Origin of the sequence: Sinorhizobium sp. 8-89, from assembly GCF_030124325.1 — a bacterium.
Taxonomy (GTDB): domain Bacteria; phylum Pseudomonadota; class Alphaproteobacteria; order Rhizobiales; family Rhizobiaceae; genus Sinorhizobium.
This window is the reverse complement of record NZ_JASKLR010000014.1, coordinates 54,162-71,017: the sequence shown is the minus strand read 5'-3', so window position 1 is coordinate 71,017 and position 16,856 is coordinate 54,162. Positions and strand designations below refer to the sequence as shown.

Sequence of the window (16,856 nt, the reverse complement as noted above, 5' to 3'; positions counted from 1 at the left end):
GGTCGCGTTGCGGTGTCCACGACCGGCTTGCTCTATCGAAGGGTTGAACCAAATGCGGGGGGAGCGAAAGATGTTCGTCAATGCAAGGGAGCGGTTTTTGCTCAAACGGGCCGAGTTCGTCCTGGAGCGGGAATATGCACGATCGGAAACGTCCCGTTTCCGGCCGGATGATCATTCGACCGTTACCGACTTGGCGAGGTTGCGCGGTTGATCGACATCGGTGCCCATGAACACGGCCGTGTGATAGGCAAGAAGCTGGATCGGCAGCGCGAAGATCATCGGTGCGATGATCTCGTCGACATTCGGCAACACGATCGTATGCATCGTGTCGAGCTTCGTGGCGGCAGCTCCCGTTTCATCCGTGATAAGAATGATGCGCCCGCCACGAGCGGCAACTTCCTGCATGTTCGAGACCGTCTTGTCGAAGAACCGGTCGTGCGGCGCGATGACGATGACCGGCATGTTCTCGTCGATCAACGCGATCGGGCCATGCTTCAGTTCACCGGCCGCATAGCCCTCTGCGTGGATGTAGGAAATCTCCTTGAGCTTCAGTGCGCCTTCCATCGCCAGCGGGAAGCTGGTGCCGCGGCCGAGGTAGAGCACGTCACGGCACTTCGACAATTCGCGCGACAGGAGCTCGATTTTCGGCTGGATGCTGTTCAGCACCTGACCCATGATGCGCGGCATCTCAGCGAGACTTCTCACCAGCGCCTGTTCTTCCTGCTCGCTGACCGTGCCTCGCGCCCGGCCAGCACCGATGGCAAGCGTGGCGAGCACGGCAAGCTGGCAGGTGAAAGCTTTGGTCGATGCGACGCCGATTTCGGGACCGGCGAGGATCGGGAAGACGGCGTCGGATTCCCGCGCGATCGTCGATTCGCGGGTATTGACGACGGCACCGATCTTCAGGCCGTGTTCCTTGCAGTACCGGAGCGATGCCAGCGTATCAGCCGTTTCGCCGGACTGCGAAATGAAAAGAGCGGCCGATTGCGGCGAGAGCGGGATCTCGCGATAGCGAAACTCTGAAGCCACATCGATCTCAACTGGCAGGCGCGCATAACGCTCGAACCAGTACTTGCCGACCAGTCCGGCGAGATAAGCGGTACCGCAGGCGGAAAGCGCAAGGCTCGGCACTTTGGCGAAATCGATGGCATCGGAGACGGCCGTCACCCGGTTTTCAATGAAGTTGATGTAGTGACCGAGCGCGTGGGAGATGACCTCCGGCTGCTCGTAGATTTCCTTCTCCATGAAATGGCGATGATTGCCCTTGTCGACCATATAGGCCGCGGCCATCGAAATCTGACGCGGACGCGTTACGACATTGCCGTCAATGTCGAAGACGTGCGCACCGGCCTTGCCGATAATGGCCCAGTCGCCATCGATCAGATAGGTGATTTCATTGGTGAAGGGCGCCAAGGCGATCGCGTCCGACCCCAGGAACATTTCACCGTCGCCATGGCCGATCGCGAGCGGCGGCCCGTTTCTGGCTGCCATGATCGTCGATGGGTCATCCTCAAAGAGCACGGCGAGGGCATAGGCCCCGGTAACGCGCTTCAGCATCGCGTGCATCGCTTCGCGGCGCCCCATACCATCGCGATGGTATTTCGCCAGGAGATGCGCCACGACTTCCGTATCGGTATCGGTGCGGAACTCGGCGCCTGATGCGGCAAGTTCATCCTTCAATTCCGCGAAGTTCTCGATGATGCCGTTGTGGACCACGGCAACGCCGTCGGTGAAATGGGGATGTGCGTTGCGCTCCGTCGGCGCGCCATGCGTCGCCCAGCGCGTGTGGGCGATGCCGATGCTGCCGGCCAGTGGCTCCTCTTTCAGCTTCGCTTCGAGATTGAACAGCTTCCCCTCGGCGCGGCGGCACTTCAGCCGGCCCCCGTGGATGGTTGCGACGCCGGCCGAATCATAACCGCGATACTCCAGCCGCTCCAATGCCTCGACCAGCCGTTCCGATACCGGCTGGCTCCCGACGATGCCAACAATCCCGCACATAACCCTCTCCGCGCCCCTTCCACGCCGATCGCGGCGTACTCAAATACCGCACGTGAGCAAGGCTACATCAGTAGCTCGCGTATCGCCCCCAGCCACGCGATGACTTCTTCGATGCGCATCGCCTGCCACCGTCAATCGCGACGCTGGCGAAATGCCGGTGGTAGAATTTTCGTGCCGAGAATCAAGCTACCGGCGATACACTTGATTTCTGACCAGCGCTTTCTAATGGCACTCACCAGGTTGGTGAAAATTGATTCTTTGGATCACACTCATTCGTGCAATTAATGCACCGGGATAACGCGTTTGAAGGGCCTTGATCTCAGACTATTCGTTTCTATCGACGCATTGATGACTGAACGTCCCCAGGGCGCCATGCAGCCGCTCAGACAGGGAAGCTGCCGCAGAGAAGTAAGATGCGCATCGGCCCCCTCAGCAATCCTGGGCAATTGCTCGAACATATTGATCTGGCCATGAAGGGGCTCTTGTAAGTTAGCCGGCGTTACGCTTTCAGCCGCTAACCGCTCATCATGAGGCCGGATTCCGGTTGAGCATTCAAACCATCTGTAGCAAACCATTACTACCCATCGGGCTTGCGATTTGTTAAGTTGACGATTGCGGCAAGGCATGTTGCCAGACTTGAGGAGTGATCGAGAGACACTCCGACCAGCGAGATCTTTGGGAGGAGGTTCAATGGTCGAGATCATTTCGAAGCGGGATGGGCCACGCCGTGAAGACGCTGAGATCAAGCAACTGGTCGAGCGTAACCGCGGGGTCATAACACGTATTGCCGACCACATCAGCGGGGGCGCCTATTCGGTCAACAGGATGGCCCGGCCGGAGATCCCAAAAGCGCGAGGACTAATCATCCACCACACAGGCGCGGGCAGTCCCTCTTCCGAGGAAGCCTGTCCCTACATTCGTGTCAGTCTAAACGGCCGCGTGGTGGTAGTGGATAGGAACACCGCGCGACAAATCCAGTATCTCGGTGAGATCAGACGAAGAAATGGCGCGGACGTCTTCGTGCTCGCCACGAAAGAGAATGGCTTCGTCTCCCCATTGGACGCGACCTCTGCCGTCGCACTCGCCGAATTCGACGGCAGGCCCCTTCGGCCGGACTACACCGAAGAGCAACTCGCGGGGGAACTCGGCTCGACGCTCGGGATCGCCGAATAGACTGCCGTTAGCTCCTTCAGAAAGCTTTCCGGTAAACATGGAGTCAACGTCAACTCGATCGATTGCAGGTCGGGCCTCAAGCCACCAAGAAATGGAAGGACCAAGCGCGCTCGGATGCCGTCAGGGAAAAAAGTCAGAACATCGCTTTTGCGGGCGGATGGTTACAACGAATATGCGACAATGTCCGCCTGGGAAAATCTGTTGGCCGGAAAAACTGAAGAGACCCGTCTCCGTTTTCCTGTTCGAGGCCTGATACATGAATCCTGGGAGCGCTGCATTTCCGGCGGTATCGACGAGCAGCGGCACGAAGCGCCCCTCAGCAATAGCAAGGATGATATCGAGCACCTGACGCGCAACAGCGGTGAGTTGCTGGGAGCGGCACGACGCTCCTTCGCCGTCGTCGGAAGCCTTCTTGATGGCACCGGAGCGATGATGGTACTGGCCGACGAGGATGGGGTGTTGATTGATGTGATCGGCGATAAGCGCACGATCCACAACGGCATGGATATCCACCTGGGCATCGGTGGCAAATGGACGGAAGACGTCGTCGGCACCAATGGCATCGGCACCGCACTTTGGGCCGGAGAACCGGTCTTCGTACACGCTGCGGAACATTTCTGCGCCGGGATCAAGTCGTGGACCTGTGCAGGCGCGCCGATACGCGACCCCTTCGACGGCAAGATCATCGGCGTGGTCGACCTGTCCGGACACCCTGACATTTTCCGGCCGCACAATACCGCGCTGGTCGCGGCCGCTGCGCGGGAGATCGAGAAGGCGCTCGCCGAACATCAGAACGAACAGCGCACCCGTCTTCTTGAGGCCTTTATCGCCGAAGCCCCTTCTTACCGCCGCACGGATGGCCTGATAATCGTCGACCATCTTGGACGGGCTATCTACTGCAGCAAGGTGCCCCCGCCGGGCCTCGACGTATTTTCCGACCCCGCGGCAAGACGGGGCCGCCGACTTCTGCCGGCGTCTGGTCCGCGCAACATCGCCGAGCTCACTGCAGCACTTCCCGACCGGCTACGCGCCTGCCACGTGAGCCCCCTCACCCTGGAAGGTGAGTTTCGGGGCGCAGCCCTTGTTTTTCCGGCCAGCGCGAAAAGTGCAGCCGTCTCTGCCCCTCGCCGGCCGCGATGGCCCTCACGCGAGGCCGCGGACCTGATCGTCGGGCAAAGTGACGCAATGCTCAGCGCCATCGATATAGCCTGTAGAGTAGCCCAGTCGAGCGAACTCACCTCGCTACTGATCGAGGGCGAGACCGGCGTCGGCAAGGAGCTCTTCGCCCGGTTGGTTCATCTTGGCAGTCGCCGCTCGGAGAATGCACCGTTCATCGCCCTGAACTGCGGCGCCATCACGCGGGAACTTTTCGGTAGCGAGCTTTTCGGCCACGTCGCGGGTGCTTTCACGGGCGCGAGCCGAGATGGCAAGGCAGGCGCGTTCGAGCTGGCCAACGGCGGGGTTCTCTGTCTTGACGAAATCGGCGAGATGCCCCTGGACATCCAGCCCTTCCTGCTTCGGGTTCTGGAAGAACGTGTCGTACATCGCCTTGGAGACAATCGCGGCCGGCCGGTTGATGTGCGTTTGATCGCCTCAACGAACCGCGATTTGAAACAGGAAGTTGCGGCCGGTCGGTTCCGCCGTGATCTTTACTATCGAATAAGCACTGTTGTGGTCAGCGTTCCCCCACTCCGCGAACGGGAGGGGGATATTCCCCTCCTGCTTGACCATTTCAACCGCAAAATCGCCGAACGGACGGGAGCGCAGCCCCTTGAGTTTTCCGCTGATACCTTCGACATGCTCATCGCCTATTCGTGGCCTGGCAACGTGCGCGAGTTGAAGAACCTCGTCGAAAGACTGCATGTGCTGGCTGGAGGCGAACGAATATGCGTTGCCGATCTGCCTCGTGAGATCGCGGCCGCCCCAGAGCGCACTCAGTCTGCTTGGGTCGGCGTTCCAGCGGGCAACTTCAGCATCGAGAAACCTTGCAATAGCCCGGGTTCCGAAGAGCGAGCCCTCCGGGCCGCGCTCGAAGTTGAACACGGCAATCTGAGCCGGGTCGCCGTGAGGCTCGGAATCTCCCGCCCCACCCTTTACCGGAAGCTCGATCAATACGGCATCCGCCGCAGTTTCACGTAAAGAATGCGTCTTCGGCGAACTGTCTGGCTTTCTTCCCCATATCTCGGCACTCCACATCGCCCCCGTGTCCGGGGATGCGCAGATGTTCGACCGCGGTTCCTGAAACCTCGAAGCGGCTCGAATCCAACCGCGCCCCGACCCACTTTTCCGGACATGCAAGGGCCCCTCCATGGTTTGGAACGCAGCTCGGTCGAGCCCGACGACCGAACCATGCAGGGGCACCCATCAGGCTTGATCAGACGAGGTCGAAGCGATCGGCGTTCATCACCTTGTTCCAGGCGGCCACGAAATCGCGCACGAACTTCTTCTGCGAATCCTGCTGCGCGTAGACTTCCGCGATCGCACGAAGCACGGAGTTCGAACCGAAGACGAGATCGACGCGGGTGCCGGTCCACTTCGCTTCGCCGCTCTTGCGGTCGCGTCCCTCGAAGACGTCCTGGGCTTCCGCCGACGCCCTCCACTCCGTGCCCATATCGAGCAGGTTTACGAAGAAGTCGTTGGTGAGCGTCCCGGGGCGCTTGGTAAAGACGCCGTGCTGTGACTGTCCGACATTCGCATTCAGCACGCGCAAGCCGCCGACGAGAACGGTCATCTCCGGCGCCGTCAGCGTCAGGAGTTGCGCCTTGTCGACCAGCAGCTCCTCTGCCGAAACGGCATATTGAGCCTTCTGGTAGTTGCGGAAACCGTCGGCGATCGGCTCGAGAGCGGCGAAGGATTCCACATCGGTCTGCTCTTGCGATGCATCGGTGCGGCCCGGCGCGAAGGGCACCTCCACAGCGTGCCCGGCGGCCTCTGCGGCGTCCTCGATCGCGGCAGCGCCGCCGAGGACTATCAGATCGGCGAGGGAAACCTTCTTGCCGCCGGACTGCGCCTCGTTGAACGCCTTCTGGATCCCCTCAAGGGTTTCCAGCACTTTTGCAAGCTGGGCGGGCTGGTTGGCTTCCCATTCCTTCTGCGGCTCAAGGCGGATGCGCGCGCCGTTGGCCCCGCCACGCTTGTCGGAGCCGCGGAAGGTCGAAGCCGACGCCCAGGCCGTCGAGACGAGATCGGAGATCGAGAGACCCGATGCGAGGATCTTGGCCTTGAGACCGGCAATGTCAGCCGCGTCGACCAGGGGATGATCGACGGCGGGAACCGGATCCTGCCAGATCAGTTCCTCTGCCGGGACCTCCGGGCCGAGATAGCGTGAGCGGGGACCCATGTCGCGGTGCGTCAGCTTGAACCATGCCCGGGCAAAGGCGTCGGCGAACTGATCCGGATTCTCGTAGAAGCGCCTTGCGATCTTCTCGTAGGCAGGGTCGACCCTCAGGGCGAGGTCGGTGGTCAGCATCGATGGCGCGTGACGCTTCGACGGGTCGTGCGCATCCGGTATGGAATTGGCGCCCGCACCGTGCTTCGGTTTCCACTGATGCGCGCCGGCCGGACTCTTGGTCAGCTCCCACTCATAGCCGAACAGGTTCCAGAAGAAGTTGTTGCTCCACTTCGTCGGCGTCGAAGTCCACGTGACTTCAAGGCCGCTGGTGATGGTATCGCCACCCTTGCCGCTGCCGTAACCGCTCTTCCAGCCGAGACCCTGCTCCTCGATGCCGGCGCCCTCGGGTTCCGGGCCGACAAGTGCGGCATCACCGGCGCCGTGGGTCTTGCCGAAGGTATGGCCGCCGGCGATGAGGGCGACGGTCTCCTCGTCGTTCATGGCCATGCGGGCGAACGTCTCGCGGATGTCGCGGGCGGCCGCGATCGGATCGGGGTCACCGTTCGGTCCTTCCGGATTGACGTAGATCAGACCCATCTGCACGGCGGCAAGGGGATTTTCGAGTTCCCGGTCACCCGTGTAGCGCTTGTCGCCGAGCCACTCGGTTTCCATGCCCCAATAGATGTCTTCCTCCGGCTCCCAGACGTCGGCACGGCCGCCGCCGAAGCCGAAGGTCTTGAAGCCCATCGATTCCAGCGCACAGTTTCCGGCGAGGATCATCAGGTCGGCCCAGGAGATGCTGTTGCCGTATTTCTGCTTGACCGGCCAGAGCAACCGGCGCGCCTTGTCGAGGTTGGCATTGTCCGGCCAGCTGTTGAGCGGTGCAAAGCGCTGCGTGCCGGAGGATGCGCCCCCGCGGCCATCGCCGGTGCGATAGGTACCCGCGCTATGCCAGGCCATGCGGATGAGAAGCGGGCCATAATGGCCGAAGTCGGCCGGCCACCAGTCCTGGCTGTCCGTCATCAGCGCATAGAGGTCCTGTTTGACGGCATTCAGGTCAAGCCTCTTGAACGCCTCGGCGTAGTTGAACGCCTCGCCCATGGGATCCGAAAGCGAAGAGTTCTGGTGCAGGATCCTCAGGTTGAGCTGGTTCGGCCACCAGTCGTGGTTCGACGTGCCGGCGGATTGAGCGCTTGTCTGGGCTCCATTCATGAAAGGACATTTACTCGTTTCGTCGATTTTGGCGTCCATTTCTATCTCCCTCTGCGATGATGGGGTTTGTGCCGTTCAAATGAATGGCGTCGTTTGATCTCTGGATGGCGTCCCGGAGCCGTCGCTTGCAAAACTGCGCTGAATGCCCCGGAAACCCTCCTCAAGTTCGGCTCCCCGGCGATCCTTTCTGATAGCTCTGATGTCTTAGACGTTACGAACAACTGCGACTTTCACCCTGTCAGTGATCGGCCGCAGACACCGTCTAAAGTGCCGTCCAGGCCATCGCAAAACCGACAGGCCGAAGGCGAAGGCAACACCCCAGAAGGCTGCCGCGCATGAAGAGCACGGTGGCGCACCCGAGGAAGGCGAGCGCGAAAGTGCCGATGGAGTCGCGGACTAGTTGTTCATTTCCCTCTCCCAGTGCTGTGGTAACCCTCGCGGGCCGTCGCCCGCGAGGACATGTATTCTCTCGCCTGGGCAGCACATGCGGCCCGGTGACGATTGCGATGAGCTCCGACGGCACAGGCGCCGCTCAAGCCCTGGGCATTCCTATAAGTCTTTCCTCTCGCCGGCTCCGCTCGAGGAAACACGAAAATCACGGCTACGGACGGCCGAGCTTTTCCGCGCCCCCGCCGAGCGCCGGCCCTGCGGTTGGGTCTTCGTCCTCGGCGAGATCGCCGACAAGCGTTTCAGTGGTCAAAATAAGCTTTGCCACCGAGGCCGCATTCTTGAGCGCGGTGCAAGTCACCCGTACTGGGTCGATGATGCCCGCCTCGTACATGTTCTGATACTCGCCGAGGGCCGCATTGTAGCCAAAGCCGCCGTTGACACTCGAAACCTTGGCCACCACGGCCTCCGGGTCGCCACCCGCGTTCTCGACAATCCGCCATAGAGGTCGCGACAGCACCGCGTGGACCAGCCGCACACCCTCTGCAACGTCGCCTTTCGCCTCGGCGAGAACGCCGTCCAGAACGGGGGCGATCTGCGCGAGAGCGGTTCCGCCGCCGGCGACCACGCCATCCTCGATGGCAGCCCTGACCGCATGCAACGAATCTTCGATCAGCTGAATCGCCCGCTTCTGCTCGACGGGCGTGACACCACCCGCATAGAGGACGGCCGAGCCGCCCGATAATTTGGCGAGGCGCTCGCGCAGCTTGTCCTGTTCGATGTTGGGTGGAGCGACGTCATATTGCCGTTGCACCTGCGCCCGCCGCGCGGTGATTGACGAGGCGTCGCCGCCGCCGCCAATGATTGCCGTATGCGTCGCACTCACGCGCACGCGCTCCGCGCTCCCAAGATCATCGGCCGTCACATCCTCCAGCCGCCCGCCGAGATCGCGAGCGATTACCCGGCCGCCCGTCAGGATGGCGAGATCCTCCATCATTGCCTTGCGCCAATGACCGTATTCGGGCGGATGGACAACCAGGTATCTGCCCGGGCCCTGCTTGCCCAGCAGCGTGACGACGACATCCGGCGACATTTCCTCGGCAATGATGAGCAGTGGCCGACCAGCTTTATCGGCAAGTGCGCGTACAGTCTCGAGCGCGTCGGGCTCACGGATCTTGAGATCCGTCATCAGGATGAGCGGCCGCTCGAGGACGGCTTCCATCTTCTCCTGGTCCGTGACCATGTGATGCGAGAGATAGCCACGATCAAAGGACATGCCCTCGACGACATCAAGTGTCGTTTCGGTCGTCACGCTGAAGTCGGTGGTAATCACCCCTTCGATACCTACCCGTTCATACGCTTGGGCGACGAGCGCTCCCAGTCTCGGATCGGTGGCAGCAATGTTGGCGACCGCAGCGAGGCTGCCATTGCGGGCAGGTTTGGCGGACTCCTTTAGCGCCTCGACAACTTTCGTTACGGCGAGGTCGATACCCTTGCAAAGATCGACGGATTTCGCACCACGCTCATTGGCCTCGATCCCCTTCTGCACGAGAGCGTTGGCAAGAACGATCGCCGTCGTCGTGCCATCGCCGGCAATCTCATTCGTCTGCATCGATACTTCGCGAACCACTTGCGCGCCCATGTTTTCGAAGCGGTCATGAAGCTCGATTTCCGAGGCAATGCTGACGCCGTCACGCGTGACCATCGGCGTGCCGATGGGACGGTCGATCATCGCATTCATGCCTTTCGGGCCGAGCGTCGGCTCGACCGCGGCTGCGAGTTGGTAGACCCCCCGGGCAAGCGCGCGCCGAGCGTCTGAGTTGTGGATCAAAAGTTTGGGCATATCTCCTCCTTCCGCCCGTGGGCGGCTCCTCCAATGGTCTAGCTTGGCAAGGCTATCGCCTTAAGTTGCGAGCAGGACGGCTTGCGCATTCGCGCGGCGGTACCCGGTCGAGAATAAAATCGACCAAGGTCGGCTCTCCGTCGACGACGTCCATTTCCTTGTATCGCGTGGTTTTGAGGCCGCGACACAGCGCACCGTTGAATTCCATGTTGATGCGCAGCGTTCGCAGTCCCGCGAGGTAGGCTCCCAGCGCCTCCGATGGGATCGTCTCGCCTTCCCAAGTCACGAAGGCCGGATCGCCACCTCTTCTCCCCGGCCAACGCTGCATCACGGCCTCCCGGTACCGCACCTTTTGCACCTCTGTCTCCTCGCCGCCGACGCGAGCGGTATCCAGGGAAGACAGGTCCATGCTCAGAATTTCGCAGTCCGTTAGTCCCTGTCGCCGAAGCCCCAGCAGGACCGCCTCCTGGCGCCGTTTGAAAGCCTTCATGCGAAAGGTTATGCGCAACGTCTCCACATCGTGGTCGCCGGAGAGTTCGTCGAAGATCAAGCTGAACGACTTACCCGCAGCAATGCCACGATTGATTTCTTCGGCGAACATGTGGTCGTGAAGCCGGATCGTATAGGCGGGCGCCCAGGTGAGTGCATCGAGCGCCTCGCGGATGCCATCGAGCATCAGGAAGGCGAAGTTCGGCGAGCACCAGTAGGTTGGCAGGCGGAAGTCCACCTCTACGCTACCCGATTGCAACACCTCGGCGCGCTCCACGAATCCCATTTCTGTCACGGGCTCGTCCAGCTCCGGATCGTTGACCTGCGCGAGGCGAGCCCATAGCTCGCCCCGCCGGTCCACGGTAAGGCTGACCGTGTCCATGACCCCTACTCCGCGGCGACGCTGGAGGGCGAGCCCGCAAACGCTGCCTTCCTGGCAGCGATGTCGATGTCATAGAGCCGCGCCGCATTCAGGCCGAGGATCTTTTCCTTGACTTCCGAGGTCAGCTCGACGCCGCGCTCACGCGCGATATCTTCCGGCAATTCAAACGCCCAGAACTTCTCGACCAGCCAGCGCGGCGTCCAGATCGCATAGTCCGAGCCGAAGAGGAGCTTGTCCGGGCCAAGCCAGAAGAGCAGTTCGGCAATCACTTCGGCGAAATAACGCGGTCGCGAATGAATGAACGGCAGTGCTACTGCCAGCCCGCCATAGACATTCGTCTCCTGGACCGCGATCCAGCAGAAATCGTCCAGCCGCGGCAGGCCGCAATGCTCGATAATCCAGTTGAGGTTCTGGAAATCCGTCGCCGCGTGGTCGACATCGTGAACGTCGAAGGCGTCCTTGCTGAGCGGGATGATCGTCGGACCCTTGTGGACATGGATATTCCGGATGCCGAGCTTCTCGCAAAGCTCGAAGCACTTGTAGGCCTGCGGGTCCGTGAGCTTCCATCCCCTGGAGGCGCCATTCCATTCGGCCGTGTACATCTTCACGCCCTTGATGTCGTAAGTCTCCTTCATGAAATGGATGTATTCCAGAGCCTTCTCACCGTCGCGCGGATCGAAGGAACCGTTCACGATGAAACGGTCCGGGTAGCGCTTGGCCATCTCTGCGTTGCGCTCAATGGTGTTGAAGCCGTCCTTGTAGAAGTCCTTGAGATACGTGGACTGCACGATGGCCACGTCGTCCGGACCCTCGATGAACAGGTCGCGATAGAGGTCGTCGGCGGTGTATTTCTCGAATTTCTCTTTCGGCCAGAGCTGGTCCTTGGGACTCAGCGCCGTGTGATAGGCGTAAAAACAGTCGACGAACTGCTTGCCATGGATGTTACGCTGGTTTTCGGGGCTGCCGTCCCAGAAATGGGTATGGCCGTCGACTACGAAAATTTCCTTGCCGTCCGGTGTCTTGTACATGATTTCCTCCTCAAAACAGGTGGTGGGTGACAGTGCGTCGCAATCAACGCACTGTCGGACTCCTCCTGGGTCAGATGTATTCGAAGACCTCGTCCATATCGCCGAACAGGATCACCGTATTGTCGTCGATGCGAACCATCCGGCCGTAATGGGTGGAAGTGTTCACCTCGAAGATCTCGGCCGTCATCTCCCGACCGAGAAACTCGCTGATCTCATCCATCTTGAAGATCAGTTTGCCGTCGCCGTCGATGCGGATCATCGCAGGCTGGTAGGTGACGGTTACGCCCGGCTTCTGGCCCATGAACTCGGCAATGGCTCGCGCCTCGACGGAATCATTCATGGTGACACCACACTGGTGCGAGATCGTCTGCTCGAATGTGATGTCCTTCATCGATTTAAAGATGTTGGAGTTCGAGGCATCGCGTGCTGCTGTCGACATATCCATTTCTCCTGTTTCAGGCATCAAGGCCGAGTTCACCGACGATCTGCCCGATCCGCTCCTGGGACTGCGCACGCACGTCCTGGAACGAGATCGGCTTGGAATGCGGCATCGACCAGATCGGCTGCAGCCCGAGAGCGGCTTTCTCGGCGAGCGCTCTGTGTTTGGCGAGCCAGCCTCGGAAGAGCTGCCGGTTTTGGGCGCCGTGCTTCTCGTCGTGGGCGAGCAGGTAGATGAGGTCGATCGTGTTCGCGAGATTGCGTTCGTAGTCCGCCTCGGCCGCTGAAATGACCGGCGGAGTGATGAAGTCGTGGTTGGCGGCGGCCGCCTGCATCAGAAAGCCGGAGCGGAAGAGCTCCCCAACCAGCGGTTCGAACACGATGTTGATGGCGAAATACTGCTCGAGATAGTCCGCCGAGCCCATAATGGTCTCGATCGCTTCGCGCGTGCCCTGCCAGGCACCATCCTCCAGCCAGGCCTGCTTGCCCAGGGTGTCGTCCCATCCGGGTATGTCCATGCCGATTTCGGCAAGATAGAGCGTGATGTCCTGGGCAAGCCGCAGTTTGTAGGAAGAGTTGGTCAGCGTGGCATTGTTGATCATCTGCGTATAGCCATAGCGCTGCGCCTGCATCAGCGATGTGCCGAGGCCGAATTCGGCGTGTTTCCAGGCACCGAGATGCACCTGCAGAATCTTCACCCACACCTTGTCGAAGGCCTTTGGCGCCCCGGACTTCCGGCCGTTGGCGATGACGCTCTGCACCATCGTCTCGATCTTCGACTGCCGCTGATAATGGGTGCGTTCCCACTCCTGGTCCGGCGCGCGGAAGGCGTGCCAGTTGGAGCTCAGCGCGGCGGTGTTGTCCTTGACGTAGGCGCCCTTGCCGTTCGGGAAATTGATGATCCAATCCTGGAGCAAATAGCGCTCGGGATCTGGCTGAACGTCAACGGTCACGTCCTCGTAGTGCGTGGCACGCTGACCGCGCGGATCGTAGTACCGGTACTTCCGGCTGTCGGAATCCACGAAAATCGCGGCACCCGCAGCTCCCGAACCGACGGAACTCGAAATTGCTGGCATGTTCTCACTCCCTTGTTGTAGTTGCTCTGAATGTCAGCCACGGGTACTCCTCAATGTCCCGTTGTGGCGCCGGACGACGTAGTGAACTTGTCAAAGAAAATGCGCTCCGACTCGAAGCCGTTCATGAACAGAACGGGCTGCAGCGCGTCGATCATCGGCGGAGGACCGCACGCATACACGTCGCCCTGACCGTCCACTCTCAACTCCTTGAGCGTGGCGTCGACGGCTTCATGCACAAAGCCCCGTGCGCCTTCCCAAGCGGCGTCACCGTTGGCATGCGACAGCACGGGAATGAAGTTCACGCTCGGATGACGCGTAGTAAGATCGGCGATCCGGTCGAGGTGAAAGAGGTCCTCGCGTGTCCGGGCTCCGTAAAAGAAATATACGGGCCGTTCTTCGCCGCTTTTCAGATGATCGTTGAGAATTGACCAGATCGGCGACATGCCGGACCCAGCCCCGACGAGCACCAGGGGTCCATCCCTCCCCTCCCGCCGGAAACAGGTCCCATAGGGCCCGACGATGCTGACCTCGGCTCCAACGCGGATTCCTCCGGAGTCGAGCTCTCCCGAGAACTTGCCTTCGGGGTATTTCTTGATGATGAAGGAGAGTTTTTCGGTTTGGTCCGGCGTATTTGCCATGGAGAACGAGCGCGTAATCGTCTCCCCTTTTTCCGTGGTGACTGTGATGTCGACATATTGACCGGCCCAGAACTTGATCGGCGCTTGGAGTTCGATCTCAATCCCGCGGATGTCATGTGTCAGCCGCTCGATGTGAGAGATCCGGCCGCTGTACGCCTTGACGGCGATCGATTTGGAGAGGACTTCCTCGTCGTAGTTGAGCAGTTCGACTTCCATGTCAGAGTAGGCGAGCGTCCGACATAAAAGAATGTGACCGGTGTCTTTCTCCATGTCATTGAGCGCGAAGGTTGAATACCTCAGCATGTCGACCTCGCCCTCGAGCAGCACGCATTTGCAGGCTGAACACTGGCCTTCCTTGCAACCATGCGGCAAGGCGATGCCTTGGCGAAATGCCGCGTTCAGAACCGTCTCGCCCTTGTCGACCTCGAATTCCACGCCGACCGGCTCAAGGCGCACTGTGTGAGCATCACTCATGTTATTAGCCTCCCGGTAGTAAATACCTTCGCGCGTATCGGAGGCTTCTGGACGAGCGCGCCCTTGTAGCCGGCTGTAACCTTCCTCCAGTCGTCAGTCGGCGGTTGTGCTCCGGTGACGGCGAATACAGGCGTGGCAACGGCCGCCCAAACCGCAATTGCGATGGGCAGGATGTATCGAGCGCGTGACATTTGAAGCCACCTAGTGTCGGGAGGGCCGACCGAAGTCGGCCCGCCTGGTCCTTAGTTGAATGGCCGGACCTGGAAGCCCGCCCTGTACTCGGCGAGATGCTTCTCGCGGGCGTCAGGAGTCATCTCACGCAGCAGCGTTAGCGGCGACTGCAGCGTGTGGCCCCGGACATCGTCGAGGGTCCACAATTCCTTGTCGTCGAAACGCAGATGCGGTTGCGGAACGAGCGTCTTGCCGTCGGAGCGAATGAAGTTGAGGTCCTTTATCGCGTCTGCAAGATCCCAACCGTGATAGAGCGTCTCCCACTCGCGCTTGCCGCTGAAGCGGCCCATCGCGGGGGTCGGGCGTCCCTGATACTCGTCGGAGAAGGCTTCCACCGCCGTCCAGCGGTCGAGTTCGTGGGCGAACGTGTGAAGCTGTCCGTCGATCACATCCGTGACGATGTCTTCGCGCACGACGCAAGGCACCAGGCTCGACCAGCAGCGATGCGGATAAACGTAGCCAACATCCTCGTTGAAGGTGATGATCTTCTCGCCGCGATGGCTCAGCTTGTCGTACCACTTCCAGAAGTCGCCGAACTGGGCGTACCAACCCGGATACTTGTGCTCGAACCATTCGAAATCCTGTTCGCGCTGGGCTTCAATGCGCCAGAAATTGACAGGCCAGCCGACTGCGAAGAACTGTGCGATCTTGTGGACGTAGAACTTCTCGGTGATGCGCTTCCAGGCTGTCTGGACGTCGTCGTGGTGGATCTTAATGCCGTACTTCTCAAGCGGCAGCATGTAGGTGCGGTAGTAATCCTCGAAGATCCAGCGATGCCACATCTCCGCGTAAGACTCCTTGGTCTTGTCACGGTTGGTGGTGCCGTATTCGATGAAGGTACCGATGGCGGCGTCGACGATCGCGTGGTTCTGCCAGAAGGCATAACGCATGTCGCGCTCGAGAAGCAGGTGGTTGTCCGGCTCCTTCAGCGCTGCCATAAGCAGCGAGTGGCCATTGCCGATATGACGGCTCTCGTCGGATTGCACCGAAAGGAAGACAGTCGGCAGGGCGTAGTCACCGTTGCGGGCGGCTTCTGACGGCATCGCGACGAAGAGGGTATTGGTGAAAGCGGTCTCCGCGACGACAGTGAGATACATACAGGCGGCCGTCATCGTGTCGCCGGTGATGAAACCTTCGCCGAACTGGCGGCCAATCGTCGTGGCGTAGCATTTGCCGAAGGCTTCCTCGGTTATGTCGAAGCCAGCCGGGTCAATGTAGTTCTCCATGTACCATTTCTTCAGGTTCATCTGAATCGTCGAATGGCGGAACTCGTCGACCATCTGCATGGTAAAGCCAGTTCTGAGATCCTCCCCCGGCGCAAGGCGCGCCACCATCGCCATGGAGCGGGCGGCGGAAATTTCCGGGAAAGGTATGATCGCCAGGAAGAGCTTCATCCACTCCACCCAGCGCGGCTCGACGTTACGGAACATGTCGCCGCGCAATGCCGCGTCGAGAGCGCCGTAGACGCGGTTGTCCTTTTCTTCCTGCATCGGGAAATAGGACCTGAGCACCTGCTTCATCGGATCACGCGGTGCCTTTGTGATCTTGTAGTCCGTCGGGAAAGTCATCGCTTCCTGGACATAGGTCGGGTTCCAGCCCAGATCGGAAATCTTCTTCGTTGCCTCGCCGACAGATATGCCGCGCTGCGAGGTAATCTTGTTGAGCGTCAAGGACGTCATCTTGCTAAGCCTCCACCATTTGCGCCCCAGACCCCCTTGGCCTGGGCGGAAGCGGCACACACTGCCGCGGTTGAGTTCAAGTCGGCAGGGTGCGCCTCCTCAGCGCTGCCGTCCGGCCGTCAGTGGATCGCGGCAAAGGTTTTCGGGGAGAAACACGGGTCTTCACCGGTGCGTCGCGCGGGTAGCCGTCTGACAATCGGCGTCTGTCCCTTTTTCCTCCGTTCCCTTCGTTCTTGTGGCACCGCATCGAGGCGGTGGGCTTCTTATACGAAAGGATGAAGCAAGGGGCGTGCCAAGTTTGAAGACTTCTCGATAACAGGAAGCATGGCCCCAATTCTGAGCGATATTGCAGAACAGGGCGTTCGAGCGTAAAGCTCGCCCGTTACAATTGTAATTTACAAATGTAACTCTTTACACTGAAACTCCATGCCCGGAGCAATACTTTTATATACATAAGCTTCGAAGTTGCAAAACTTC

The 16,856-nt window shown here is 60.3% G+C and carries 11 protein-coding genes; 2 read left to right on the top strand and 9 right to left on the bottom strand.

Annotation, left to right across the window (positions count from 1 at the left end; all coding sequences use genetic code 11):
* Positions 1-171: 171 nt before the first annotated feature.
* Complete coding sequence (gene glmS, locus QN219_RS22965) at positions 172-1,998, bottom strand: glutamine--fructose-6-phosphate transaminase (isomerizing) (RefSeq protein WP_284002371.1); 1,827 nt, start codon at positions 1,996-1,998, stop codon at positions 172-174.
* A 690-nt stretch (positions 1,999-2,688) separates the two neighbouring features.
* Between glmS and QN219_RS22960 the strand changes: the two genes are divergently transcribed.
* Together QN219_RS22960 and QN219_RS22955 are read left to right on the top strand one after the other, a co-directional pair.
* Complete coding sequence (locus QN219_RS22960; RefSeq protein ID WP_283979490.1) at positions 2,689-3,171, top strand: hypothetical protein; 483 nt, start codon at positions 2,689-2,691, stop codon at positions 3,169-3,171.
* A gap of 180 nt (positions 3,172-3,351) precedes the next feature.
* Positions 3,352-5,310, top strand: coding sequence for a sigma-54-dependent Fis family transcriptional regulator (locus QN219_RS22955; protein WP_284002369.1), 1,959 nt, complete (start codon positions 3,352-3,354; stop codon positions 5,308-5,310).
* A 235-nt stretch (positions 5,311-5,545) separates the two neighbouring features.
* On the opposite strand, the gene katG is transcribed toward QN219_RS22955, so the two are convergent.
* The 8 genes from katG to QN219_RS22915 all read right to left on the bottom strand — a co-directional run bounded on the left by katG (position 5,546) and on the right by QN219_RS22915 (position 16,379).
* Positions 5,546-7,753, bottom strand: coding sequence for a catalase/peroxidase HPI (gene katG / locus QN219_RS22950; RefSeq protein WP_284002367.1), 2,208 nt, complete (start codon positions 7,751-7,753; stop codon positions 5,546-5,548).
* Between the two features lie 562 nt (positions 7,754-8,315).
* Positions 8,316-9,944 carry a molecular chaperone GroEL gene (locus QN219_RS22945; RefSeq protein ID WP_283979487.1) on the bottom strand — a complete coding sequence of 543 codons (1,629 nt, stop codon included), beginning with the start codon at positions 9,942-9,944 and terminating at the stop codon, positions 8,316-8,318.
* A 52-nt stretch (positions 9,945-9,996) separates the two neighbouring features.
* Positions 9,997-10,815 carry an iron-sulfur cluster assembly protein gene (locus QN219_RS22940; protein ID WP_284002366.1) on the bottom strand — a complete coding sequence of 273 codons (819 nt, stop codon included), beginning with the start codon at positions 10,813-10,815 and terminating at the stop codon, positions 9,997-9,999.
* Positions 10,816-10,820: 5 nt separating this feature from the next.
* Complete coding sequence (locus tag QN219_RS22935; RefSeq protein WP_284002365.1) at positions 10,821-11,843, bottom strand: amidohydrolase family protein; 1,023 nt, start codon at positions 11,841-11,843, stop codon at positions 10,821-10,823.
* A gap of 70 nt (positions 11,844-11,913) precedes the next feature.
* Positions 11,914-12,282 carry an MmoB/DmpM family protein gene (locus tag QN219_RS22930; RefSeq protein WP_283979484.1) on the bottom strand — a complete coding sequence of 123 codons (369 nt, stop codon included), beginning with the start codon at positions 12,280-12,282 and terminating at the stop codon, positions 11,914-11,916.
* Positions 12,283-12,298: 16 nt separating this feature from the next.
* Positions 12,299-13,357 carry an aromatic/alkene monooxygenase hydroxylase subunit beta gene (locus tag QN219_RS22925; protein WP_284002364.1) on the bottom strand — a complete coding sequence of 353 codons (1,059 nt, stop codon included), beginning with the start codon at positions 13,355-13,357 and terminating at the stop codon, positions 12,299-12,301.
* Between the two features lie 50 nt (positions 13,358-13,407).
* On the bottom strand, positions 13,408-14,469 hold the full coding sequence (locus tag QN219_RS22920; RefSeq protein WP_283979482.1) for a 2Fe-2S iron-sulfur cluster binding domain-containing protein: 1,062 nt from the start codon (positions 14,467-14,469) through the stop codon (positions 13,408-13,410).
* A gap of 242 nt (positions 14,470-14,711) precedes the next feature.
* On the bottom strand, positions 14,712-16,379 hold the full coding sequence (locus tag QN219_RS22915) for an aromatic/alkene/methane monooxygenase hydroxylase/oxygenase subunit alpha (protein WP_283979481.1): 1,668 nt from the start codon (positions 16,377-16,379) through the stop codon (positions 14,712-14,714).
* Positions 16,380-16,856 lie beyond the last annotated feature (477 nt).